General features: G+C 37.0%; 17 protein-coding genes and 1 pseudogene. 1 reads left to right on the top strand and 17 read right to left on the bottom strand.

Annotated elements, in window-relative coordinates:
• Window positions 1-48: 48 nt before the first annotated feature.
• From NAG76_14885 to NAG76_14860, 6 genes are all read right to left on the bottom strand, one after another.
• Complete coding sequence (locus NAG76_14885; GenBank protein URN93121.1) at window positions 49-951, bottom strand: carbohydrate ABC transporter permease; 903 nt, start codon at window positions 949-951, stop codon at window positions 49-51.
• Window positions 952-964: 13 nt separating this feature from the next.
• Complete coding sequence (locus NAG76_14880) at window positions 965-1,864, bottom strand: ABC transporter permease subunit (protein ID URN93120.1); 900 nt, start codon at window positions 1,862-1,864, stop codon at window positions 965-967.
• Between the two features lie 77 nt (window positions 1,865-1,941).
• On the bottom strand, window positions 1,942-3,651 hold the full coding sequence (locus NAG76_14875; protein URN93119.1) for an extracellular solute-binding protein: 1,710 nt from the start codon (window positions 3,649-3,651) through the stop codon (window positions 1,942-1,944).
• 276 nt (window positions 3,652-3,927) lie between these two features.
• Window positions 3,928-4,701 carry a helix-turn-helix domain-containing protein gene (locus tag NAG76_14870; GenBank protein ID URN93118.1) on the bottom strand — a complete coding sequence of 258 codons (774 nt, stop codon included), beginning with the start codon at window positions 4,699-4,701 and terminating at the stop codon, window positions 3,928-3,930.
• Between the two features lie 164 nt (window positions 4,702-4,865).
• The gene (locus tag NAG76_14865; protein ID URN93117.1) at window positions 4,866-5,936 is read right to left on the bottom strand and encodes an alpha/beta hydrolase-fold protein; all 1,071 of its coding nucleotides are present in this window, start codon (window positions 5,934-5,936) and stop codon (window positions 4,866-4,868) included.
• A 127-nt stretch (window positions 5,937-6,063) separates the two neighbouring features.
• Window positions 6,064-8,409 carry a glycoside hydrolase family 95 protein gene (locus tag NAG76_14860; protein ID URN93116.1) on the bottom strand — a complete coding sequence of 782 codons (2,346 nt, stop codon included), beginning with the start codon at window positions 8,407-8,409 and terminating at the stop codon, window positions 6,064-6,066.
• 391 nt (window positions 8,410-8,800) lie between these two features.
• Between NAG76_14860 and NAG76_14855 the strand changes: the two genes are divergently transcribed.
• Window positions 8,801-9,961: a glycoside hydrolase family 27 protein gene (locus NAG76_14855; GenBank protein ID URN93115.1), complete on the top strand. Its 1,161-nt coding sequence runs from the start codon at window positions 8,801-8,803 to the stop codon at window positions 9,959-9,961.
• 212 nt (window positions 9,962-10,173) lie between these two features.
• Here the strand turns inward: NAG76_14855 and NAG76_14850 are convergent, their stop codons facing one another.
• The 11 genes and pseudogenes from NAG76_14850 to NAG76_14800 form a co-directional block, all read right to left on the bottom strand.
• Complete coding sequence (locus tag NAG76_14850; GenBank protein ID URN93114.1) at window positions 10,174-11,025, bottom strand: AraC family ligand binding domain-containing protein; 852 nt, start codon at window positions 11,023-11,025, stop codon at window positions 10,174-10,176.
• Window positions 11,026-11,254: 229 nt separating this feature from the next.
• Complete coding sequence (locus NAG76_14845) at window positions 11,255-12,271, bottom strand: aminoglycoside phosphotransferase family protein (GenBank protein URN93113.1); 1,017 nt, start codon at window positions 12,269-12,271, stop codon at window positions 11,255-11,257.
• A pseudogene (rsgA, locus tag NAG76_14840) lies at window positions 12,268-12,483 on the bottom strand (GTPase RsgA). The gene NAG76_14845 and the pseudogene rsgA overlap by 4 nt, the downstream one beginning before the upstream one ends.
• A 381-nt stretch (window positions 12,484-12,864) precedes the next feature.
• A complete protein-coding gene (locus NAG76_14835) occupies window positions 12,865-13,380 on the bottom strand; it encodes a hypothetical protein (GenBank protein ID URN93112.1) in 516 nt (171 codons plus the stop codon).
• A 142-nt stretch (window positions 13,381-13,522) separates the two neighbouring features.
• Window positions 13,523-15,556, bottom strand: coding sequence for a PBP1A family penicillin-binding protein (locus NAG76_14830; protein ID URN93111.1), 2,034 nt, complete (start codon window positions 15,554-15,556; stop codon window positions 13,523-13,525).
• Window positions 15,557-16,058: 502 nt separating this feature from the next.
• Window positions 16,059-16,802 (bottom strand): amino acid ABC transporter ATP-binding protein, encoded by a 744-nt coding sequence (locus tag NAG76_14825; protein ID URN93110.1) that lies wholly within the window; start codon window positions 16,800-16,802, stop codon window positions 16,059-16,061.
• Entirely contained in the window at window positions 16,799-17,482 is a 684-nt protein-coding gene (locus NAG76_14820; GenBank protein ID URN93109.1) for an amino acid ABC transporter permease, read from the bottom strand. The genes NAG76_14825 and NAG76_14820 overlap by 4 nt, the downstream gene beginning before the upstream one ends.
• A 69-nt stretch (window positions 17,483-17,551) precedes the next feature.
• Window positions 17,552-18,355 carry a transporter substrate-binding domain-containing protein gene (locus NAG76_14815; GenBank protein URN93108.1) on the bottom strand — a complete coding sequence of 268 codons (804 nt, stop codon included), beginning with the start codon at window positions 18,353-18,355 and terminating at the stop codon, window positions 17,552-17,554.
• On the bottom strand, window positions 18,352-18,882 hold the full coding sequence (locus NAG76_14810) for a DsbA family protein (protein URN93107.1): 531 nt from the start codon (window positions 18,880-18,882) through the stop codon (window positions 18,352-18,354). The genes NAG76_14815 and NAG76_14810 overlap by 4 nt, the downstream gene beginning before the upstream one ends.
• A 1,952-nt stretch (window positions 18,883-20,834) precedes the next feature.
• Entirely contained in the window at window positions 20,835-22,529 is a 1,695-nt protein-coding gene (locus tag NAG76_14805; GenBank protein URN93106.1) for an ATP-dependent helicase, read from the bottom strand.
• Window positions 22,526-24,577: an AAA family ATPase gene (locus NAG76_14800; GenBank protein ID URN93105.1), complete on the bottom strand. Its 2,052-nt coding sequence runs from the start codon at window positions 24,575-24,577 to the stop codon at window positions 22,526-22,528. The genes NAG76_14805 and NAG76_14800 overlap by 4 nt, the downstream gene beginning before the upstream one ends.
• Window positions 24,578-24,717 lie beyond the last annotated feature (140 nt).

The raw sequence follows: 24,717 nt of genomic DNA, 5'->3' as shown, positions 1-24,717 counted from the left end.
AATTTTGAAAGCCCTCCTAATCGTAGTAATTTATACTTAATCAGTTAGCTATCCCTTGACACTACCAAGAACAATACCTTTCACAAAATATTTTTGTAAAAATGGATACGCCAAAATAATCGGTAAAGATCCTAGAAAAATCTGCGATGATTTCAACGTCCTATCTGAAATCAATGCTAAATTAAGCATAGCGTCTCGTGACATGTTGGAGAGATTCTGTTGTATAACAATCGTTTGAATATAGCTTTGTAATGGATAGTTATTGGGATTACCCATAAGTAGTAATCCGTCAAACCAACTGTTCCAGTGTTCAACCAAAGAAAACAAAGCAAGTGTAGCGAGTGCTGGCTTAGAGATCGGAACAAAAATTGTCCAAAGAATTCTCCAATGACTCGCTCCATCCATAAGAGCGGCTTCTTCAAGCTCCTTCGGAATTTCTCGGAAGAAGTTCAATAGTAAAACTACACTGAAGACAGGAACTGCACCTGGTAACACTAACGCCCAAATCGAATCTAGCAGTCCATATTCCTTTACCGTTATATACCAAGGAATTAATCCACCATTAAAGAGCATGGTCATAAAGAATACCCATGCATATACAACTCTTAAACGAAAAGAGTGAGTTTCCTTTGATAACGGATAAGCAATTAAAATCGTTAATAGTAAATTTAACGGCGTTCCAATACTGATTCTTTTCAAGGAGACAATCATAGATCCCCAGAATTCATTTCGACTAGCTGTATAGTTATAGGATGCGAAAGTGAAATCGACAGGCCACAGTTTAACATATCCTGCGGAAGCCGCTGCACTGGAGCTAAATGATACTGCAATAATATGAATTAACGGCAATATACATAACAGCGCAACTACAATTAACACAATGGCATTTATTAAAGGGAACCATTCAATTTTTTTGCTGCTTAACTTTACATGCTCAACTTGCTTCTCCATTGTGCGTCCTCCTCTAAAAGATACGATATTTAGCAAATCGGTAAGCTAGAAAATAGGAAATAGAAATTAGCGTTAGCGAAATAATTGATTTGAAAAATCCTACTGCAGTTGCTACACCGTATTGTGCATCCAGTAACCCAATCCGATAAACAAAAGTATCCAAAATATCTCCACTTTCATAAACTATCGGGCTATATAAATTAAATACCTGATCAAACCCAGCATTCAACAATTGTCCTAACGATAGTACCGATAGTAATACAATAACCATACGCATTCCTGGTAGAGTAATATGCCATACTTTATGCCAACGATTTGCTCCGTCTATTGTAGCGGCTTCATACAATCCTGGATCGATCCCCGTTATGGCTGCCAGATATATGATTGTTCCGTATCCAAAGTTTTTCCACACATCTGACCCAATTAACGTAAATGGAAACCAATTGTTGTCTCCAAGAAAAAATATTTTGGATATGCCGAGCATATCTAAAAACCAATTTACAATTCCTCCAGAAGGAGAAAGAATATCTATTAGTATCCCACCTAGTACGACCCAAGATAAGAAGTACGGCAAATATATTGCTGTTTGTATTGAACGTTTAATGACTTGATTTTTCAGTTCATTTAATAAAATCGCAAATATAATTGGAATAATTAAACCTAGTATAAGCTTGACACTTGCAATAAAGAGTGTATTCCACATCACCTGTGTAAAGCTTGGTAAGCTCATTACATACTCAAAATTGTCCCATCCTACCCATTTCTGATCACCAAACAATCCCTTCGCGGGAATGAACTTCTGAAAGGCAATGACAATACCAGACATTGGAATATATGAAAATAATATGATGAATATTAGACCTGGTAATATCATCAAATGTAGCGGCAGTTCTTTAATTAATTTAGCTCTCATAGCTTATCCTCCACATTGGTGAATAAAAGTGAGCAGAGGAAGAATTTCCAATTCCTCCTCTGCATTTTCCTTACCTATTACTTTGCCGCTGCATACCACTCATTCACTTCTTCTGTAATCTGGTCACCACCAAGCTTTTTCCAATCCGCTACGAATTGATCGAATTCATCTATAGATCCACCCAAAATAATTTTTGTAAATACTTCGGTTTGCATCTTATCTAATGTAGATTTGCGTTCTACCATAGTTGGTGTCGGAGCGCCAACAAATTTTTCCATTAGAAACTGATTGTTATTAGCGTATTGATCGGCAATTCCCATCGAGCCTTGTTCACCATAAATTCGTTCCCAGCCCCATAGTGCGAATCCTTCTGATGTCCCTGACTTAAATGACTCTAGTTTTTCTTGAATTGTTTTTGCTTCCCCCTTCAAGCCAGAAGTATCTCCTGCTTTGCGAGCAGCATCAATTGCTCGGAAGGCGTCAACATTTTTCATTGCAGGATACGGTGTAACAGGAGATAATTGCCATACACTTTCCGCCTCTGGTGGTGCATAATATTTATCAAACTCAGCAGACTCACCCCAGTTTTTCTCAAGGTGCAAGTTAAATAATTTGATAACTGCCTCAGGATGCGCAATACCTTTCTTCACTGCGAAGAAACGAGTTGTACTGAATTTAAGTGGAACCTTTGGATTCTCTCCTGACTCAGATACAATCGGGAAAGCTTGCCACTGGGCATTAGGATCATTGTTGCGATTAAGCTGCAATGGCCAGATTGAATTCCACTGCTCACCATATTCCAATCCTATTTTCCCAGCTGCGATTTGTTCGGACACCTTACCTCCATCCTTAATACCAAATTCCTGATCAATTTCGCCGTTTGCATGCATTGCTTGCAAGATCTGCAAAGATTTTTTCACTTCCGGCTGAACACTTCCGAAGACAAGCTCGCCGTCTCCATTCTCAATCCACATATTAGGATACGCGTTGTAGGCTGCCATAAAGCCCTCTAACCCCATTGCGCCTCCCCATAAATCCTTGGTAATAGCTAAACCATACGTATCATCCTGTCCATTTTGATCTGGATCTTTTTCTTTGAACGCTTTCGAAATAACTAACACATCTGCAATTGTTTTAGGTGGCTGCAATCCAAGATGTTCAAGCCAATCTGTACGAATCCAAATATACATAGAGCGCTCGATCGAAGACTCTAGCTGTGGAATAGCCATAAGCTTGCCGTCGAAAGTAACGGCATCAAACGGGCTTGTTCCCTCCTGAGACAGAACCTCTTTTGTTAACGGAGAAGCATACTTTTCATATATTTCTGTAAGATCTTCAATTTGGTCCGAATCTGCAAGTTGCTTCAACTGTGTCGCATCTACCGGAATTACATCTGGTAGAGCACCTGAGGCAAGTGTCACATTAATTTTCTGAACATATTGATCAGATGTTGATGCTCCCTTAACGATCCAATCATACGTAATTTTAATCCCTAGTTCTTCTTCATAAATGCGTGACCATCGATTGTCCTCTATCGTTTCACCTTCAAGTACGCTAAGCACATTATTTTCCACAACGTCATTCAAATCTCTAACAAATGACAACTCAATTGGAGGATCATATTTACCAAGTGGTTCATCATTTGTCAATAAAGTCGGAGTGTTACTGCTATTCGCTTTTTTTCCTGCATTGTTTGAATCACTGTTACCTGAACATGCAGAAAGGATTACAGTTGCGAGTAATACAATAGAGGTTCCTTTAAACCATAAAGATTTCATACTTTTCATTTACATCCCCCATTCAACTATATCAAGATAAATGACTACAGTTTTATTATGATTGAAGAGATTATGCTTCTACCATATACATCTCTTTACATTCATTAACTTCTCTTTACAATTATGAAAGCGCTTTAATAAATGGGGTAAGAAAGAGATTCAGAATAACAAATGTACTAGCGTAAACTAATGAAAAAAACGAGCTATTATTGAAACTCTAACTTCAAGATTCAAAATAGTTCGTTTTTAAGTTTCTATGTTTTAGTAAACATGCAATTCACTAAGCTAATGTGATTCAGTCGTCGAAAACTCTAAGGAAAACCCACTAGGTTTACTTACCACTCTATGAACGATTGAAAACAAACGTGTTGCAATATCACCTTTCACATTAAGTCTATATCCACCTCGAACTCTATCCACAAAACCGAGTTCAATGCAATCTATAATTACTTTGTCAAAATCCATGTCCACAGGTAAACGTGAGCGAAGTACTGATTCTTCTATTGGAGTGAAATCTGGCTGTAAGTTTTCATTATCAAGCAATAACTCAAATAGTACTGTAATAATATTCACGGGTAAAATATTCATTGGAAATTCAACTGTTTCATGCATTGCATCAGTAGCTTCGTTTAAGAAAAGAGATGTTGCGATACAAACTAATCTATCTTTTGCCCACAAACCCAATCCGGTTGGACCTAACTGGATATGAGTTAGAGATGGATGTGATGCTGGTTGCCGCTCAATGTAAGATGATGCAGCAATCACCTCACCAAGAAAGTTAATTTTTTGCTCTTGGGTCGTCTTCTGAAGTTCCATCCTTATTTGATGCAACAAAGCTTGCAAATTGCTAGCTCTTCCGAGCAAGTAATCTGTTGTGCAATCAAATACGTTTGCCAACTCCGTTAAAAGCGAAATATCGGGTAAGGAGTCTCCTTTTTCCCATTTGGAAACTGCTTGTGCTGAAACATTAAGGAGCAGTCCTAACTTTTCTTGTGTCAAACTTTTGTCATGACGAAGCTGACTAATCCGTTCTCCAAAGTTATTATTGTCCATGATCATCGCTTAAAACACCTCCCTAATTTATAAATTAATTATAACTTATCTATATCTTGACGATATGGAGGCGTAGTTTTACAACTAAATCATTGGTTGAATTTTTATACTAATGGTTGAATACATTATATGAAATGTTGTCAGCTAGTTGCTTGTGTCTCCGATTTATCTTAAAGCGTCTTCCTCACTACATTCGACAATACTTGTTCATCACCATTTCTAAATGCCAATCGACTAAAGTTGTAGGCACCATTATTCCAAACATTGAAATCATGAAGACCACCTTGAATTATAATTTCATAATATTGAGCGAGATCATCCCCTGCTTGGTGTATTAGTTGATCTATCGAATTTAAGAAACTATTATTTGCAATTCCATCTTCACTTCCGCAGGTAGTGTATAATAATTGAAGCTTATGAGTACATGATGCCAGACTCGCTCCAAGAGTTTTGCCGTCACTCGACGTAGGAGCGTTTGAAAAAGCCCCCACATAATCAAACAAATCTATCATCCCAGGAGCAAGTACAGTCTTGTCGAGCCCGTTGTTCCAAGGACTCTCAGTTCTAGTGAATAGCGCGGAATCATGTCTGTATCCCCCAAGAATCAAGTTCAGAGCTTGCATCCCGCCCATTGACAACCCGGCAATCGCTCTTCGCGTACGGTTATATATTACACCCTCAGGTGATATATCTGTAATATCTGCGTATGTATTATAGTTTAATTCTATAAATGGAATTAGATCATATCTTAACTCATAATCAAAGTAATAGAATCCCAACATATTGGTTCCCTCTGAATTGAAGGAACTATCCGTCCAGTCATAGGCACTTCTTCCATTGGGAAACACGATTATTAGCGGATCTATATCGCCATTTGCGATAAGATTATCAAATATATTGCAAATGATGAATCGATCGTTGACCTCACCACTACCTCTTAACCATTCATATTGATCCCCACCTACTCCATGAAGTAAATACAATACATTGTATTTGACTTCTGTGTCGTTTGGATCATATCCCGCAGGCAAGTAGATGTTACATCTCTTTATCAGGGCATCACCCGTAACGATTTCTCTTCCTGCTTCATGTATCTCGATATTTTCTGTCGTAACAAGTTGTCGAGAAAGATTAATATAATTGTTTACCGTATAGGTAACCTCTTGAACAGTTCCTTGGAGTTCTTTATTAACCGTGCCTACATATTTCTCAGGTAATTCCGTTACATTTATGCTTTCCATAGATTATTATCGCTCCTTTAGTTATCGTTTTTCATACTGAGTAATCATTGATAAAAACCTTAATAATTACATCAATACTATCACGTGGTATAAGGGTATGATAACCGTTCAAATTCTATATATTTTCTTATAATGGTAATACTGTATATACAATCCCTTTCATTGCCTGCCATTCCGCTACAAAAGAATCCTGACTGTATATAAATGTAGAAGCTTGCTCAGATGATTGAATGCGAACAGGAAGATTGGTGCGGATTCGGCAATGAGTAGTCGTTTCTGTCGCACATATACGCGTATATATTAAGCGATGATCTTTCCATGCTACGTCCACAGTGAACCCCCCTCGAGCACGCAATCCATTCATATGCCCTTCTTTCCAAGCCATAGGCAAAGCAGGTAACAATCTAAGTTCGTCACAATGACTTTGCAAAATCATTTCAACAATAGCGGCAGTCGCTCCAAAATTCCCATCAATCTGAAAAGGAGGATGATTATCTAATAAATTTGGAAGCATCGAATGCGAAATCAGAGCAACAATGTTCTCATACGCCAATTCTGCCTCTTCAAGCCGTGCCCAGAAGTTAATAATCCACGCTCTACTCCAACCCGTATGCCCTCCGCCATTTGCAAGCCGCTTTTCTAATGTTATTTTTGCAGCTGCCGCCAAATCTGGCGTCTTATGCACTGATATCTGACTACCTGGGTGCAAGGCAAACAAATGAGAGATGTGACGGTGACCAGGCTCTTGTTCCACATATTCCTCTAACCATTCAAGCAATTGTCCCTCGCTGCCAATTTCAATTTGTGGCAAACGCGAGTATATATGCTGCCATTGCTTACGTAATGACGGATCACATTGCAATATCTCGGAAGCCCGAATACATGCAGCAAACAACTCGCGTAAAATTTGACTATCCATTGCTGGTCCTTCACAAAGGGTTCCTGTTTCACCATTAGGTAAAACATAGCTATTCTCAGGTGATACAGATGGGCTGGTTACTAATAAACCATCTTTAGTTTCAATTAGAAAATCAAGAAAAAAATGTGCAGCCTCCGTAATAATCGGATATGCTGATTGTCTTAAAAAAACATGATCTTGTGTGAACAAATAGTGCTCCCACATATGCAAACTAAGCCATGCCGCGCCCATCGGCCAATACGTAGCCGGAACATATCGATCCTGTGGGGCAGTATCTGCCCAAATATCGGTATTATGATGCGCAACAAAACCGCGACAGCCATACATTTTAGCTGCTGTCACTCGCCCGTTATCACGCATTTTTTCCAGAAGATCGAACAACGGCTCATGACATTCTGATAAATTACAGTTCTCTGCTGGCCAATAATTCATCTCGGTATTTATGTTAATTGTATATTTGCTGTCCCAAGGTGGTTGCATATGTTCATTCCAGATGCCTTGTAAATTTGCTGGCAATGAACCTGGGCGACTAGATGAAATTAGTAAATAACGTCCGTATTGATACAATATTTCAATTAATTGCAAATCCTCTTTGCCACCCTTTACTCTCTCCAAGCGCTCGTTCATAGGCACGCCACTTACATCTTCCTTTGACTTTAACTTGAATTCAACGCGGCTAAACAATGAATTGAAATCTTCAACATGTTGCTGCCTTAATTGCTCATAACTTACAGCCGCAGCTTTATCCAATTGTTGCAATACGTACTGTTCAGGATTATCATGTCTGAACGAAGTCGCTGCTGCAAGCAGAATCAACGCACGATCAGCGTTTTTGACAATGAGATGCTCACCAATAATTTGTACCTCTCCACCTTCTGCTATTACTCGTACCCCGGCACGAAAAGTTGATCCCTGAGCCCCACCACATTCACCCTTCATCATTAATGTACACGCGTTCACTCTTGATACGACTTCATAGTAGCGATTGCTACCACGTGTTAATCTGATACGAAAATTATGTGCATTCGGGATATCTGCTGTAAAATGAAACGCCATAACATTGTGAGGATAGCTGACAAAACTTTCTCTACGATACGAGATACCGAATTGCTTATAATAACTAGCAACAATTCCACTTGACATATCCAACTCTCGTAAATAATGTTCAACTTCACTAGTAGCCACTACTTTCTCAGTACTAGCCTCTGCTGTGTGATGTGTATCAGGCGAGAAAAATTGTATGTTCAAGTCACCAAGCGGCATGAAGTGGCGCTGCGTTTCCGGCATACCAGACAACGCCAACAATGATATATCGTGCGCTCGATTTAACTCCCCTGAACGAATCGCCTCACGAATAGAGTGAAGATTAGCCAATGCATCGGGGTTGTTCCGATCTCGAGGTCCTCCATACCAAACACTGTCTTCATTTAAGGCAATTCTTTCCTCGATAGGATCACCAAATACCATGGCTCCCATAAATCCGTTACCAATAGGCAACGCCTCATTCCAGCTAGCTGCCGGCTTATTGTACCAAAATTCAGACTGTGGATTCATCATTGTCCTCCTAAAAATGGCTTCTATCTCTAAGTACAGATGCAACTATTATCATATTAAACTATAACTATTAATAGTGTAATATCCTTATTTTCATTTTCTTCACAAAATTTGTTATTTTATGTTATAAAATCACGAGAAGGTGATTGTAATCATTGTGATCCGATAACTAACTACCATGAATGTAACCAGTTACTTCAACGCGCAACGAATGGTCAAATTTAATACTTTCGCTGTTGTCACCGTTACTAGTAGGATTACGAGAGATAGAAACTACTAAAAAGCAACATTTATACATGTGTAAGCAACGTTTTACTATAGGATTCACTCTCTAGCCTATGCTTAAATATGTTTGTAGCTTCTACCACACGAAAAAGGATGTTTTATTAAGATGAACAATGATAAGCAGCTTGGCCTGCTCCCTGCACTTGGTTGGAATTCATGGAACACTTTCACATGGGATATTAATGAACAATTAATTCGTGAAATCGCTGATTTATTCGTATCTGAGGGCTATAAAGATGCAGGATATGAATATGTTGTTATTGATGATTGCTGGAGTTTGAAGGAACGTGATGAGCATGGAAATTTAGTGGCTGATCCCAAGAAGTTCCCAAGCGGCATGAAAGCACTCGCAGACTATATTCATTCCAAAGGCTTAAAGTTTGGGATGTACTCCTGTGTGGGAACCCACACGTGCGCTGGCTATCCTGGCAGCTTTGAACATGAATTTCAGGATGCTAAGAAGTTCGCCGAGTGGGGAGTAGATTACTTGAAGTACGACTATTGCTTCAAGCCTCGTCATATTTCTGGCGAGTTGCTTTATAAACGCATGAGTCTAGCACTGAAAAACTGCGGTAGAGACATTCTTTTTTCTGCTTGTAACTGGGGAGCAGACAATGTCTATCACTGGATTCGCGAGTCAGGTGCACACATGTATCGTTCTACTGGAGATATTCGTGATAACTGGATTTCTATAAAGGAGTTAGCCATTTCACAGCTAGACAAGGAGTGCTATACTGGTTCATTCTGTCATAACGATATGGATATGCTTATTGTTGGCATGTATGGTGGTAGCAACGACGACTATATTGGAAAAATAGGTGGCTGTAGTGATATTGAGTATAAGACTCATTTTTCTTTATGGAGTATGATGGGTTCTCCACTAATGATCGGTAGTGATATTCGTAAAGCAACGCCAGCTACAAAAAATATATTGCTAAATAAAGATATTCTCGCGATAAATCAAGATTTGGAGGCACGTGGGGCTTACCGTATCAAGCCAGAACCACAGTGGTTTCATGATAACGAAGTATTTATGCTTGTAAAGGTACTTACTAATGGAGACATAGCCATCGGCTTTTTCAACCTAAGCGATAGCCAACGTGAAATTTCTTTGCTGTTTTGGGATATTGGCTTACCATACGCTTCAAACTTTTCATTGTCATTGTATGATTGCTGGGAGCATAAGGAGCTAGGGATCTTCAAAGAGCGCTTCTCCCCTATCGTACCCGCACATGATTGCCTCGTTATTAGAGCTAGGCTAGTGTAGAGGCATGAACAGCATGAGATGTTGCTTTAGCTGTAGAGTGCCACTTATCACCGATGACGTTGCCATTTATTTGAAGCTAGTCTCTATGACAACGAAAGACTTTCTGTGCATTGATTGCTTAGGAGAAAAGCTCAATTGTGGACGCGAGCCAATTGAACGATTAATTCAATATTATCGTGCGTCTGGTAAATGTGTACTGTTTCGTTAATCCCTTACTTATTCTGATGCAACAACTTATACTCTGTTGGGCTATAAGTTGTTGCTTTTTTAAATACCTTTGAAAAATATAATGGGTCACTATATCCAACGGAATAGGCAACTGATTTAATTGGTAAACCTGCATCCTTTAACAACTCACTTGCACGCTGAATACGAACCATTGTGACGTAGCTTAATACCGACATACTTGTTGCCTTCTTAAATAAGCGAAACAAATAACTACGTTCAATATTCACATGCTCTACAACAGTCGTAACCGTCAAAGAAGGCTTCCAATAATGAAGCTCAATATATTCCCTCGATAACCTTACATAATCAGTATCGTCTAAAGTAGCTTCTGCCGGATAAAATTCTATGTAATACGAAATCAACAAACGAATTTTTGCATCAGACCGTATTTTTTCATAAGCCTTTAATTCGCTATACGAACTCACATCATAAAAAGAGTCCATCCTTTGCGGAGCTGCCTTCGTAATAGGATATTCCGGCTTCAAGGTAGTTAATGCTAACAGCTGCGGCACTTCGCTTCCTTTGAACTCAATCCATACATATTCCCATGGATCTTGTGGTTCTGGATAATAATAAATTGGAATGTGCGGCAAAATAATAAAACTCTCACCAGCATGAAGATGAAATTTTTGTTGACCAATTTCATAGTAGCCTTGACCGCTTATAATATAGTGCAATGCATAAATATCCCTTACTCCGGGCCCCCACTGATGCATATTACATGGCTTATAGCCGCTACTAACGTAACTTATTGCTGCCTCGTTGTGCAAACGATGAATAACTTCCCCCTCGCTTTCCTTTACTATTAGATCTTCATATTTTGTGTCTGTTTCCATCGTCCACTAGTATTGGAATCTCCCTCCGCAATGATAGACAAGTTGTAATATCTGTCCTAGAGTCTACAGTAATCGAACAACTAAAAACAACCCGGCAACTAACTGTTTTTTTTATTCATTCTATAATACTATCTAGAGATCGAATATTTCTATATATAAGATGAAGTGCGTAATGAAAGAAACTCAGAAAACCCAATACATTCAAGGGTTTTCTGAGTTCTTATTAATGTCAACCCTGCACAGGGCTGGTCTTCATTTCATAGATTTTTTGAAGCGTATCGACATGCTTCGCCTTCTCGTCATGCTCCTCTGTGTGGAGATACCACTCCACAAGCCTGTACCCGAATACGAGAAGGATCAGCTCGTAGACGCAATGATTGGCGATAGTGGTTACATCCGCATGGTCCGAAAATCCTTTGTAATACGCTGGGACACATCGCTGATAGTATTCAACCATGTGATCGGTATCCGCTTCATCAGCAATCAGGCTTGCGAGATCCTCCCCTAGGTAACCCCATCCGCATGTATCCCAATCGATGAGCACGATTTTTCCTTCAGCATAGATCAGGTTGGTCACCCAAAAGTCTCGGTGACATAGCACAAGGGGCAATTTTTCAATACGGGCGAATATCTCGTCAGCGTGCTCATCGATGTCGATGAGCATTTGCCTAACGTTCTGCGGGAATTCGCAGTCTTCTGAGCGTATATAATCGTAAACGACCGGCCATGACCGATAATGCAAATACGTATTCTTCATGAGATCCGAATGGCTCAAGTTGGTCAGGCTCTGCAGCACGGCGGGCTGCTCCGCATACAACTTGCCTTGATAGCGTCCTAACTCCAGCGCGGCCTCTTCATACATGTCACCGGTCAAGTCTAAACCGGTTATCCCATCGATATATTCCATCCACAGCTGGAATTCATTTTCTTCGGAATTCATCTCGGCGTGATAACATGTCGGCCAACGGAAGGTATCCCGGAACGTCGATCCCAAGTCTGACTCATAGAGATCATATTCCCGACGCCATGAACCAGGATCACCGTAACGGTCCCATTTCTTCTGGATTTTCAGCACGATACGGTACGGCAATTTTTCCACTTCCGCGGTTTCCGCGATTCCCGTCACCAGGTACACATTTCCCACAGTTCCGCCCTGTAATGACATGGTTTGGTAGTCGGCCGAGATGATATCCTTCTTGAACAGTTGGCTTAAGGCATAGGTCAGCGTTTCTAATTTAATATTCATATTTTCAATCCTCCGTTTTTCCTCGATTGCTTGCTCCACATGGAGGCCGTTTTGTTTCTAGAGTCCTTGTCAAAGAGGTAGCTCGTTTTATTCTGGACATACAAGAACAGCTGACGTTGCGTTGTCGTATGCCTCCACCGACTATCTACCTCACGGATTGGCTGAACCTTCATTACGTTCTGTTCTATCAACGCATTAAGCAGTGACGATTTCAAATTCATCATAGTTTTTTTGTTAGCTCCTTTAAAGATGTTTTTGGACGCAAAAATGCCACAGACAAGCAGCCTCTAAAGAAGCTGCTGTCACGCGGCATCAGGACGCAAAAAAGATACGACCTTCATCGTATCTTGCAAACAGCAATATTCACGAAAGGTTACTTCGGATGGCACACCAAATAATACGGACGTTATCCCGCTTTTTCTACGTATGCCTGCTATTCAGTTTTAAGACCAAACCACCATATAAGTAGTTGCCATTAAAAACATCTCCCTTCGTGTCAGGAACTTGCTTATCTCTAAGCTGTCTATAAATTAACATATTATAGAAAAAATTTCAATGCCGGACATCTTAAATCGGAATTCACAAGGCTACGTTTAATTCCATTTAATACTATCTAATTTTCTCAATAATTCTGTCCATTTATCTTCTTTATACCATAAGACTTTTCCATTTTGAATTTCTCCAAGCTCAATCTCCCATATAACATTGTTCTCTTGAATCTCGTCTATAACATAGTACCGCCATTTGAGGCCATTAGTGTAAATAACTCTTTTGTAGAAATCAAGATGACCTATTAACTGTTCTAAATGATTTTCCAAATCCAAATCCTCATCCACATATTTCACTTCAACCGCTCCAAGAATATTTGCATTATTGGTTTTATCTCTTGTCCGTATCACAAAGTCTGGAAATCCCGAATTTCCTCTAAATCGTTTAGAAAAATCAGTTTCCCGCCGTACAGAAACATCTCTTAAAGAAATCTCATTACCTTGTTTTCTTTCTCTGATGATACAAGCAATTATTGAGTACAAATCACATTCCACTAGGTTTTGAGCACGTATCAATTCAATCTCATCCCTATACATCATAAAATCATTTGCTAATGACATACGAGATCTCACCTTTTAATATAATATTTTTTGTCAAAATAATATAACTTATGATACCGTTCACTTTAATTAATGTTCAACTAAACTGCCTGTTAGTTTAATGTCCTCGATAATCTAGTATTTTATCTATTAGACATATTTTCTATTCTTCTTTTTTCCTTTTCTCCTCTTCTTTCTTTCTTTTCTCTTCTTCTTTCTTCTTTTTCTTTTCTTCTTTCTTCTTTTTCTCTTCTTCTTTTTTCTTTTTATTTTCTTCTTTCTTCTCTTTTTTCCCTTCCTCCTCTTTCTTATTTCCCTGATTTGTTTTATTCGTAATAATAGTACTCTCTTTGTCTTTCGTTTGTTCGAGTATAGGACGTTTAAACTCAGATGCAGGAACATCCTTTAAGGCTAAGGACATCATTTTGCTGAAAATTAAAGCAGGGTATTGACCGCCCGATGTAGTCAAATAATGATTGCTGTCCGTGAGATCGTAGCCTAGCCAAACCGCACCTACCAGCTCTGGCGTATAGCCGACAAACCATGCATCTTTAACACCGCCTGCAACCCCTTCGAACTGCTTGCTTTGCGGAAGTTGCGTCGATCCCGTTTTCCCAGCCACCGGACGATCTATTGCCGCATTTTTTCCTGTACCTTCCCTTACAACATTTTGCAGTATTTCGGTCATCGCATAAGCGTTCTCCGGAGACATAACTTCAACCGGTTGGTGCTCAGCCTCAGCTAAAACTTGTCCGTCTACAGTTGTAATTTTTGTAATCGTATGCGCTTCAACCTGTACTCCAAGATTAGGGAACACACTATAGCCCTGCGCAATTTGAAGTGGAGACACTCCTTGAGACAATCCGCCCAGCGCCACACTTAAATTACGATCTTCCTCTACTAGCGGAATACCGAGCTTCTCTACAAACTCTATTCCGGTATTAATTCCAATTTCGTTCAATAGCCATACCGCTGGAATATTTCTGGACTGGATAACCGCCTCTTGGAGCGATACTTGCCCTAAAGTCAAGTGATCCACATTATTAGGTCGGTAACCCTTAATATCCAATGGACCATCATACAACTGTGAATTTTTATCGTACCCTTTTTCCAAAGCAGGCGCGTAGACAATTAGTGGTTTGAATACCGATCCAGGTTGCCTGACAAGCTGTGTAGCATGATTAAAACCACGGAATGTATGCTGCCCTCGCTGCCCAACAATTCCGCGTACCCCCCCAGTAGACGGATCCATGATGACCGCCCCGCTCTGCAGCAGTTGGTCGGATGCGCTTTCTGGGAAAAGAGATTCATTGCGGTACGTTTCTTCCATTGCGTTCTGAACCGCCGGATCCAGCTCTGTGTAGATGAGTAGATTTCCAGCAAGTAGTTGACGCTCGGTAAATCCATATACTCGTATGGCCTCTTCGATTACTTCATCCATATATGAAGCATACTGTCCTAGCAAATGGTTGACCTGTTCCTGAGGTATTTCCTTCAGCACTTTAATCGGTTCTGCTTTGGCATGTTGATAATCTATTTCGGAGATAAAACCCTCATCTTTCATTAAACCTAGCACGAGGTTGCGACGCTCCAAAGCGATCTCCTTATTTTTAAGCGGAGAATATCGACTTGGCGCTTTCGGTAATGCGGCAAGCAAAGCACTCTCAGCCAATGTCAAATCACTCGTTTGTTTACCGAAATATCGCTTGGCTGCTCTTTGCACTCCCCATTGCCCTTCTCCGAAATAAATTTGATTCAAGTACATTTCGAGTATTTGATTCTTATCATAAAGTGCCTCGATCTTGAGTGCATAAGCAGCTTCCGTCATCTTGCGAGAGAATGTTTTTTCACCCGTTAAAAATACGTTCTTAGCAAGCTGCTGAGTAATCGTGCTTCCGCCTTGTACTGCACCGCCTTCTTTTGCATTACGGAAAGCCGCGCGAACAATTCCGAAGATATCCACTCCGGTGTGATCATAATATCTCTTATCTTCTACCGCGACGATCGCCTGTTGGAGATGCAACGGAACTTGATCGATTGGCACATATTCGATTTTTGCAGAAGTGACCTCGGAACTAACCTCTCCGTTCCGATCTATGAATTGGGTCGGAGCAGATATTGGAACAACTAGTTCCGCGATATCAAGAGTATGTATCCAATAGGCCCCGATTGCTAATAACGACGAAAGTAGTAACACAATCCCGATGATCCACATTCGGAATCGTTTCAGCAACTTAAAAATGCCGGAGAGCCTCCGGCTGTTTCCTTGGTTTTTATGTAAATTATGACTATTCATAGATGCCTCCCACTGTAGTAAAGAACGCTCTCAGAGCGGTCGATATTCTATAATAATGGGGAGCAATCGAATGATAGTCAAATTAATATTTTGCCATAAAAATTTCTGTTATATATTTACAAACTAATAATTACAAAAAATCACAAAGAAAGTGCATCTAGTACCAAGATGCACTTTCTTAACGTCTATTACATTTTCAGTTGACTATAAATACAATTTAATATTTTTTTCACAGTGATAAATGAGCCTTCACAAAATTCTTTGTGATGGATTACGACTGCTGCAAAAATTAATGAAGAAAAGCCCTATTAGTAACCATGACCATGGAATAAATGTCCTGCATGGAACACCAAGTTATTCGTAATAACCCTCCAAGCCGGCAGTCATTCCAATTTCCCAAGCCTTATTTAGATTTGTGTAAGTAGCTTCTCAAAAATCTTTGTGTTCTTTCATTTTGCGGATTTTGGAAGATATCCTTTGGCGTACCTTGTTCTACAATGACTCCGTCAGCCATAAAAACAACTCGGTCTGCCACACTTTGCGCAAAATCCATTTCATGTGTCACAACAATCATAGTACGTTTACTATTTATAACAGATTTCATAACAATTAAAACTTCCTCAACCAACTCCGGATCTAGCGAGGAAGTAGGCTCATCGAATAAAATAACATATGGATCAAGGGCTAAAGCTCGGGCAATCCCTACACGTTGTTGTTGACCACCTGAAAGAGCTACAGGATAATTATGCTCCTTACCTTGAAGACCAACATTAGCTAAAATTTTATAAGCTAATTGTTCAGCTTCTTGCCGAGATGTATTACGTGTTAGGCGTACTGGTTCAGATACATTATGAAGCGCATTTTTGTTTTTGAATAAGCCATAGTTTTGAAAGACCATTCCTGTTTTCTTACGGATATCACTTACGTGTTTCTTCGTATAATTCTCTAAATCTACTTTGATTCCATCAATTTCTATAGTCCCCACTTGAGCTTCTTCTAAGAAATTTATACAACGTAAAAACGTTGATTTCCCTGAACCAGATGGCCCTATGATAGCTACAACTTCTCCTTCAGCAATTTCTAGATCGATTCCTTTTAATACAACAGTAGAACCGTAGCTTTTATGTAGATTCGTTATTTTAATCATTTTAACTCCTCCTTTCGATAGGGCTTTTCAACAGTATATTCAAGTTCAGATTGTAGGAACGAAAGCACAATAGAAATCATCCAGTAAATAAGACCAACCATCAAATATGCTTCTAAAAACTTGTACGATACGGCAGCCTCAAGCTTAGCACGCGCCATCATATCAATTACACCGATAGTAAAGGCTAAAGAAGTGTCTTTAATGATCATAATATAGTAGTTACCTGCTGGTGGGATGGTAATACGCACAACCTGGGGTAAAATAACCGTTCGTAAGGCTTGCCATTTCGTCATATTAACGGATAAACATGCTTCATACTGTTCTTTATCCACCGCCAAAAATGCTGAACGGAAAACCTCTGATAAATAGGCTCCATTTCGCAAACTAAGAGAAATAATAACAGCTGTAATGGCATTCATAGAGCTCAGGCTTGGAAATATTTGTGGCGCCCCAAAGTATAAAATAAATATTTGAATTAAGGTTGGTACTCCACGAGAATAGGAAATGATGACTTTTAGAATAGGATAAAGTAGTTTGACTTTATTTTTTATAATGATGGAAAAGAAAAATCCAATTACGATAGCTAATAGAAACGATAATGTACCTATATATAAAACAATCGGTAAAAATTTTATTATTTCTGGAAATAGACTGAGCATATACTCAAAATCAAACTTCATACAGTAGCCAACCTTTCTTATGTCAACTAGCGAAAGGCCACTCTATAAAGAGTAGCCTTTCGTTTATTATCACTTGTGAGGAACCGTTACATCAATTGCGCTCCACTTATCTGAAAGTTTTTTCAGAGTCCCATCCTTTAATAATTTTTCGATTTCAGAACTAAAAGAATCCAAGAACTCTTTATTATCTTCTGATCGAACAAATGGGAAAGCATAATCGTAATTGATTAAATAATCCTCACCATAAATTTTCAAAGGAAGGCCTTCCTTTGATATACGAGAAGCAGCAGTAATTTTTACATCAATAAATGCATCTAAGCGACCTAAGGCTACCTCATTATAAGTACCACTTACATCTTGGTAAGGAGTAATAATAATCTCGTTCCCGTTTTCTTTATTCCAATCTTCTAAAAATTTATGTAAGTTATTACCAAGTAATACACCTACTTTTTTTCCCTTTAAATCTTCAATGCTATTAATATCGTTAGTGTCTTCATGCACAACTAGGGTTGCTCCTGAGAATGCATATGGCGAAGAAAAATCATATTTTTCACGACGTTCATCCGTAGCTGCAATTAGATTCGCTACCGTATCTATATTACCTGCATCTAACATTCCAAAAATCCCTGAGAATTCGGCAAATGTCCATTCAATGTCATAACCCAATGATTCAGCTACTAACTCTAGTACTTCAACGTCGTAACCTTGTGGATTTCCCTTATCGTCAACTGAAATAAACGGAGGATATATACCTGAAGAACCTACTTTTAAAACTTTTTTTTCAGAAGTTTCATCTGAATTTTTACCACAAGCTACTAGTAATATAGTTAATGATGCTATTAAAGTTAAAAATAAAAGTGTTTTGAATTTCATGATTGTTTTTTCTCCTTTATTAGTTGTTGTTCCAACACTTGAATTAATTCTTCAGCGGAAATTTCTTTAGGGTATTGAAATTCTAAATGATTGATAAATACTGTTGGAACCATTTTGACTTCACGAGCAATGGCTTCAGCAGTCACTTGAAGACTAATTTCAATATTCTGTTCTTCTTCCTTCAATCCATGATTCTTTTCAATGTATTCCTTAATACCATGACTTGAGAATTTATCCCATGTCCCCTGCTCTTTAAACAAAGACTTAACATTGTCTAATGTTTTTATAGGATCATTGTAGTCTAAGTTTAGATTGATAAGTGTTCCTGGTAATAGCATTTCTCGAGGTTTATCATAATGTTTAACAATTAATTCAACTTTGTTCTGGTTTATGTATTGTAGAAGCACTTCATCTACAAGTTCATAAAATGACGCACAATATGGACATGCTAGATTTAAGAACACTTCTACTTTTATTGGTGCTTCTTTATGACCTAACGTTAAATGTGTATTCTTGATTTTTTCCAAATTAAAAACCCTCTTTTCTATTATTTTTCACTAGATTTACATATATCATTGTTTGTGAAGTCGTTTGGTGAAATTAATAATATAAAAAATATAGTGTAAATGTGATTTTTAGGACTTCTTATGCATAAAAAATTGTTGCAATTAGGAATTTATGTATTAAATATAACTAAACTCATCGGAATTGTCAACATATAATTAAAGTAGTACAAATTATAATAAATAGTGTGTTATATTCTCAAACTATAAGAGGAACATTTTTCGTAAAATATGGCACGCTTGAATACGGAAGAAGTAATCATAGAGGTTTTCTACTACTGCAATTTTAACAACTACTTCTTAATAATCTATCTTCCTTAACTAATGTAATAGATAGTCCTAGCTTTCTAGCAGCTACTGATTTACTTATATATTTTTGTCTATCTACAATTTGATCTTTAATCTTTTGATCAACAACGAGATATTTCCTCCCCTTCCCTTCCCTTCACTCACAACGCAATCCAAAATCTCCACTATTGCATTATATTTACGGATAGCTCTTCATTTATTAAAGGTAGACCGATTTCATTCAACATCAATTCATAACGGTGCTTTTGTATGTAAAAGATATGCTTGTTTTTATTCTTAAATATATGAATCAAGAAGAAATAATAATTGGTAGAAAAGTTAAGGAGGATATAATGCACATTCTTCCACATTTCTAGATAATCTGTTACAGTTAATGATCTTTCTTTTATGTTGCTGTAACACATTACATAAGATACTCCGTCTGTAGTCAATGATAGTGTTCCATTTAATAAATAGAATGCATTCCTAGCTATAGTGAGAAGAGTGTTTACATCTTTTATTCCTAAATAATGTAAATGTACTAGGTTATTGGAAAGAATCGATTGTTGAGATAAAACCGATTGGCTGGTTATTTGGTAGCAGTAAAGGGAGTAAGGTTATTTTCTAAATGATATTAGCTGTAATCTCCATTCATCAATTCTGTAATTACAATGATCTTAGAGCATGATGGACATTGATCTACTAATAAGCATAAATGCTGTAAGCAAATAGTCGTTGGCTGAAAGCATCAAGTTATAATTTCTTGTAGTGTAGTGTGACATAAATAGTTGTTAATTAAGCTCTCACTCTCTATAATTCTAGACGAACTAAAAATAATTCTTTCATAAGTAATCACCTCAAAAGGTTAATACTATTTTATTCTCAATTAATCTAGCATCCATACAAAAATAGTTATGGTAGAAAAAAGTACTAGACCGGATTTATTGCTCTCGCGAATATTAACTACCTTAAGTCTAGAACGAACGGAGTAATGAAAGAAACTCCGAAAACCAATACATTCAAGGGCTTTCGGAGTTTTTTAGAGTCAACCCTACGCAGGGCTGCTCTTCATTTTAACCAATATAAACTTTCATATTTTTTTCACAAACCCTTATAAAATAACTAGTAAAAATCTCATCCTTGTGTGGTTCAGGTACTAATAAAAACTCCATAGTGCTAACTCCTCTTTTCAATTCTAGGTAGTTATATACTAATAATTACAAAAAATCACAAAGAAAGTGCATCTAGTACCAAGATGCACTTTCTTAACGTCTATTACATTTTCAGTTGACTATAAATACAATTCAATTTTTTTTCTCACAGTAAATGAGACATAACACCACAACAATGTGATGGATCACGACTGTTGCAAAAAACAGGGAATGAAAACCTTATTTAATAAGCAAGGTGACTCACGAAAGATGAAAAATAATTAGTTCCCATTAAATAAAGACTTTAAATGAATCACAGAAATTGAGAAATCCTCTGTGAGGAATAAATAAACAATATTCACGATTATGCATTCGACAAATAGTGAAATTGTATAATATATATGTTAGATCCATTCTCAACCGACAAGCAAAACAAATACAATCTACAATCAATAACTATTAAACCTAGAATGTTAATTAGACTCTTACAATTTCGAACATCAATTTTAATTTTCCAGAATTATCTTCAGACAATGTTGGAATATTGATATATAATCGTTCAATTGCCCTGCTTATTGCTACATAGTATATTCTTTGCTCTTCTTTATCATCTAAATTAGGTTTCATTAAAAATTCAATGTCACCTTCTTCTTTCAGAACAACTAACACATTATGAAATTCGTCTCCCTTAGCTTTATGAATTGTTTTGTTGATTCCAATATCCTCATCAATTTTTACGCACAATGTTAGTTTTTGAAAACTATGCCCTTCATAAAAAGCTTTAGCAGCACCATTTGCTAATCTTGAAATATCAGGTTTAATATGAATTTTTACAATTGAATGAAAATCTAACAGCGATTTGTCTTTAAAATCGTTATAATTAGATAGTAGCAAGCAAAGAGACCTTAGAGCATTTTTTTTTCTTTTATCTTTGTCTTTTTCATCCTTAAAAATTCGCTCTAATTCTTTAATAGCATTTTTATATTTTCCTTCACGAGCCAGTACCGTTGCTATTAAACAAGCTACAACTACTTTACTTCTATAATTATTTCCACTTGTTGGTGCATCTTTAATAGCAAGTTCTTCAATTAACTTATCGTTAAATGAAGTGCCTCCAATTTCCTGCTTTAGTACATTTGATGTAATATTTAGTCTAGATAACGAATTTAGTGGTTCATTGTTGCTCAACTCTTTTGCTTTTCTAAGCGCAACAAGCATTTCACCAACGATAATTGTTGGCTTATCACCATCTGCATCTCTAAATTTATTCTGTTTTATATCTAAACGTACTGTATTTAATATATCAATAATTTGATTCGTGCTTCTTCTATTATCGTCCATGACATAGTCAACCAAATTAGGCAAAACGAATGAATGAAACTGTGAAGGTTCTGCACCCTGAAAACCGTAGATTGATTGCGCTTTATCACCAATTATACCAACAATTGTTTCTTCTTCTCCAATTAATCTCAGAATTGCAACCTGGATTGGATTTGTGTCTTGAAACTCATCAACAAAAAAATATGGGAACTTGGATCTTAAAACTTTCAAAATAAAAGGATGTTTTCTAATTAATTGATAACTGAAAAAAAGAACATCATCATGATGAATTACTCCCTTTTCCCAGGTCATTCTTTTATATTCATAGTACGAATCATTTTTAATGGAATATGCTCCAACTCTATGTGGGTAATCAGGCTTCACAACCAGATTAACTGATTGATCAAATTTCCATTTTGCCGCTTTAAATGCCTCAACTAGTAATTTGTCATCTGTGATTCTTTGCTGTCTAGTCCTTTCTTTCCATTCTTTCAAAAAAGAATAATTTGATAATATAATTTCATCATGGCCTTCCATTAATGCTACATTCAAACCATAGTCGGCATTAAGAAAGGAGGTATATGGTTTTACAATATGCTTGTATAAAAAACTATGAATCGTGGAAACTTCAACATGGTGGGACGTAGTCCCCAAACGACCTAAAATTGTATCAACAGCAACATTTGTATATGTAATACATGCAACTTTTCTTATCATTCCTAATCTTTTAGAATTATGTAATACATTTTTAATATGTTCTACTAACCAATGAGTTTTACCAGCTCCGGGTCCCGCTGACACTCTAAAATGATTATCAATTGAAATTAGAGAATCTGAATTTATTGAAATCATTGGCTTATCCACGCAATGGCTTGTCTGATATAATCAGGAACTATAAACTCTTTGTACTCAGATGTTCCTACTTTATTCAGATTTTCTTCTAAGGTATATGCTAATTCCAGTGCGTTTTCCCCTTTCCCGACAGAATTTAGATATCGAGCTGCTATTATCGCTCTACATTTCTGATCATGTGTAAACGAAGTATTTCTAGTAACACTTTCAATAATACGTTTGTTTTCATCACTGTCTCTTAGTTTATCAAAGTAGCTAGTAATGTTGCTATTTTCCCTAAAAAGTGTCATAAGTTCTTTAATTTCAGACTGATTACTCATTGATTCTGTTATCAATAATTCAAGAGTAGGATTATGTAAAATTAAATCATACTCAAAAGTCTTACCATAATTTTCTTGTTGACTATAAACAACAATATTAGTTGTTGTATTTGTGACAGGATATATATTTGAACTTGGGTTGTTTTGATAATTATAAATATCGTTAACTTGACGATACTCAAAAGGATAACATTTATTGAATCTACCACCTGTAGATATTTGTCTTTCTGGATCTCTATCCGTCAGACAGACAATTTTCTTGTTTAATGTATTTGGATTTTCACCATTAAATAAATACAAAAAATGTTCAAAAAATCTGCCACCAACATTTATTACTGTGACGTGATTTTCCTCTAATGACACACCTTCATATCTTGCGAATATCGAAAGAAGTAATTGTTCTGCTATACCTTCCACTAAAATCACCTTTTGCGCAAATAGCATGTCGGATTTAGTCGCATCTAAGAATCGTTGAACATACTTCTTACTCTTTCCATCTGAAGGAAAAACTTTACCAGGGTAGCCTACTGATGTTTCTCCTGCTTCATTGTGCAAGCAAATCATCTCATCCAAAGATACTGAGGATGTAATATGTGTTGAATGAGTAGTGACAAAAATTTGTCTTACTTTTTTCTCCGTTTTATTTTTTTTCAAAAATTTCAGAAGTTGATGTTGCATTGAAGGATGCAAATGGGCTTCAGGTTCTTCAATAGCCAAAATAGGAAACACTTTAGCGTTACTCCCCAAATATTTACCATCTGCATTAACTTGCATCTTCGCTAAAAGTAAAGACATAAATATCAAGTTATTATATCCCAAGCCATTATGAGTTGCAGGTATTTTCATACCAGTTCCATACTCTAATATTAATTTAAATGCAGAGAACATCTCAACATCGGATATGCTTCCTTCAAAATTAGGTGTAGCCTTATTAAAAGAAGCACCTGTATCTCTAGCATATGATAAGATTTTATTCTTACCTTCTTTCATTCTTGTTTGAAGCTCCTTAAGTAATTCAACTGCATTATCATTAAAATCTTGTTTTCTCTTTTTAATTTCTGCTTTTTTATCTTCCTCCAGCTTAACAACATCGGATTTTATTTCATAATCCATAAAAAAGTCTAGTACACTTCTTAGTAATGTATTTTTACCACTGAGCATATCTCTTTCAACATCACGTATAGCTTCTAAAAATTGAAAATCGAATTTCAACAATGATTCGTTATCAGCAACTGTTTGTGTTACAGTATTTCCTCCCCATATTTTATGAACGTAAAGTCTAATATAATCATGCTTTATAATTTTCCATGCCATATCTATATCTGTGGTCGTTATAATAGCCGCCAAATAATTATCTTTCTCTTTTTCAGGAAGAAAAAACTCATATGTCAATGATGCTTCATATGGCTCCTCTAATCTAATAAGCCAATTTCCAACTGTCGCCAAATCATCTGAATTTAGATCTTCATCCACACTTTGATTAAGGGTAACAGTAATACTAATTTTAGGTGGATTCACTTTAAGTTCATCCAATGAAATATGTTTATTAAAGTCATCAATATCTAATCTTTTTGTTCCTTGAGAATCAAGTACCAAAGCTAACGCTTTTATTAAGTTTGTTTTACCTGCATTATTATGACCGATAATAACATTTACACCATCATTAAATTGTATTTCTTTGCTTTTGAAATTACGAAAATTTTCTATTCCAATTTTTGATATATACATATTTTTAAGTCCCCTCTAATGGATATTAAATAATAACTGATGAATATTTCGGTAGGACAGAGCCATGGGGCAATGTAACAAAGCCGCTAAGTTAAAAAATAGAACCCTCAGTTTGTAATGTTACATTCAAAATATGCTTT

Origin of the sequence: Candidatus Pristimantibacillus lignocellulolyticus, assembly GCA_023639215.1 — a bacterium.
Lineage (GTDB): Bacteria > Bacillota > Bacilli > Paenibacillales > Paenibacillaceae > Pristimantibacillus > Pristimantibacillus lignocellulolyticus.
Note: the sequence above shows the minus strand (reverse complement) of the source record. Positions and strands in the feature narration are given on the sequence as shown.

Bases quoted from the DNA above. Each gene is read 5' to 3' on its own strand.
- NAG76_14880 (URN93120.1), bottom strand. From the start codon at position 1,864: ATGAGAGCTAAATTAATTAAAGAACTGCCGCTACATTTGATGATATTA.
- NAG76_14865 (URN93117.1), bottom strand. From the start codon at position 5,936: ATGGAAAGCATAAATGTAACGGAATTACCTGAGAAATATGTAGGCACG.
- NAG76_14820 (URN93109.1), bottom strand. From the start codon at position 17,482: ATGAAGTTTGATTTTGAGTATATGCTCAGTCTATTTCCAGAAATAATA.
- NAG76_14825 (URN93110.1), bottom strand. From the start codon at position 16,802: ATGATTAAAATAACGAATCTACATAAAAGCTACGGTTCTACTGTTGTA.
- NAG76_14805 (URN93106.1), bottom strand. From the start codon at position 22,529: ATGATTTCAATAAATTCAGATTCTCTAATTTCAATTGATAATCATTTT.
- NAG76_14835 (URN93112.1), bottom strand. From the start codon at position 13,380: ATGTCATTAGCAAATGATTTTATGATGTATAGGGATGAGATTGAATTG.
- NAG76_14875 (URN93119.1), bottom strand. From the start codon at position 3,651: ATGAAAAGTATGAAATCTTTATGGTTTAAAGGAACCTCTATTGTATTA.
- NAG76_14855 (URN93115.1), top strand. From the start codon at position 8,801: ATGAACAATGATAAGCAGCTTGGCCTGCTCCCTGCACTTGGTTGGAAT.
- NAG76_14815 (URN93108.1), bottom strand. From the start codon at position 18,355: ATGAAATTCAAAACACTTTTATTTTTAACTTTAATAGCATCATTAACT.
- NAG76_14800 (URN93105.1), bottom strand. From the start codon at position 24,577: ATGTATATATCAAAAATTGGAATAGAAAATTTTCGTAATTTCAAAAGC.
- NAG76_14860 (URN93116.1), bottom strand. From the start codon at position 8,409: ATGAATCCACAGTCTGAATTTTGGTACAATAAGCCGGCAGCTAGCTGG.
- NAG76_14845 (URN93113.1), bottom strand. From the start codon at position 12,271: ATGAATATTAAATTAGAAACGCTGACCTATGCCTTAAGCCAACTGTTC.
- NAG76_14850 (URN93114.1), bottom strand. From the start codon at position 11,025: ATGGAAACAGACACAAAATATGAAGATCTAATAGTAAAGGAAAGCGAG.
- NAG76_14870 (URN93118.1), bottom strand. From the start codon at position 4,701: ATGATCATGGACAATAATAACTTTGGAGAACGGATTAGTCAGCTTCGT.
- NAG76_14885 (URN93121.1), bottom strand. From the start codon at position 951: ATGGAGAAGCAAGTTGAGCATGTAAAGTTAAGCAGCAAAAAAATTGAA.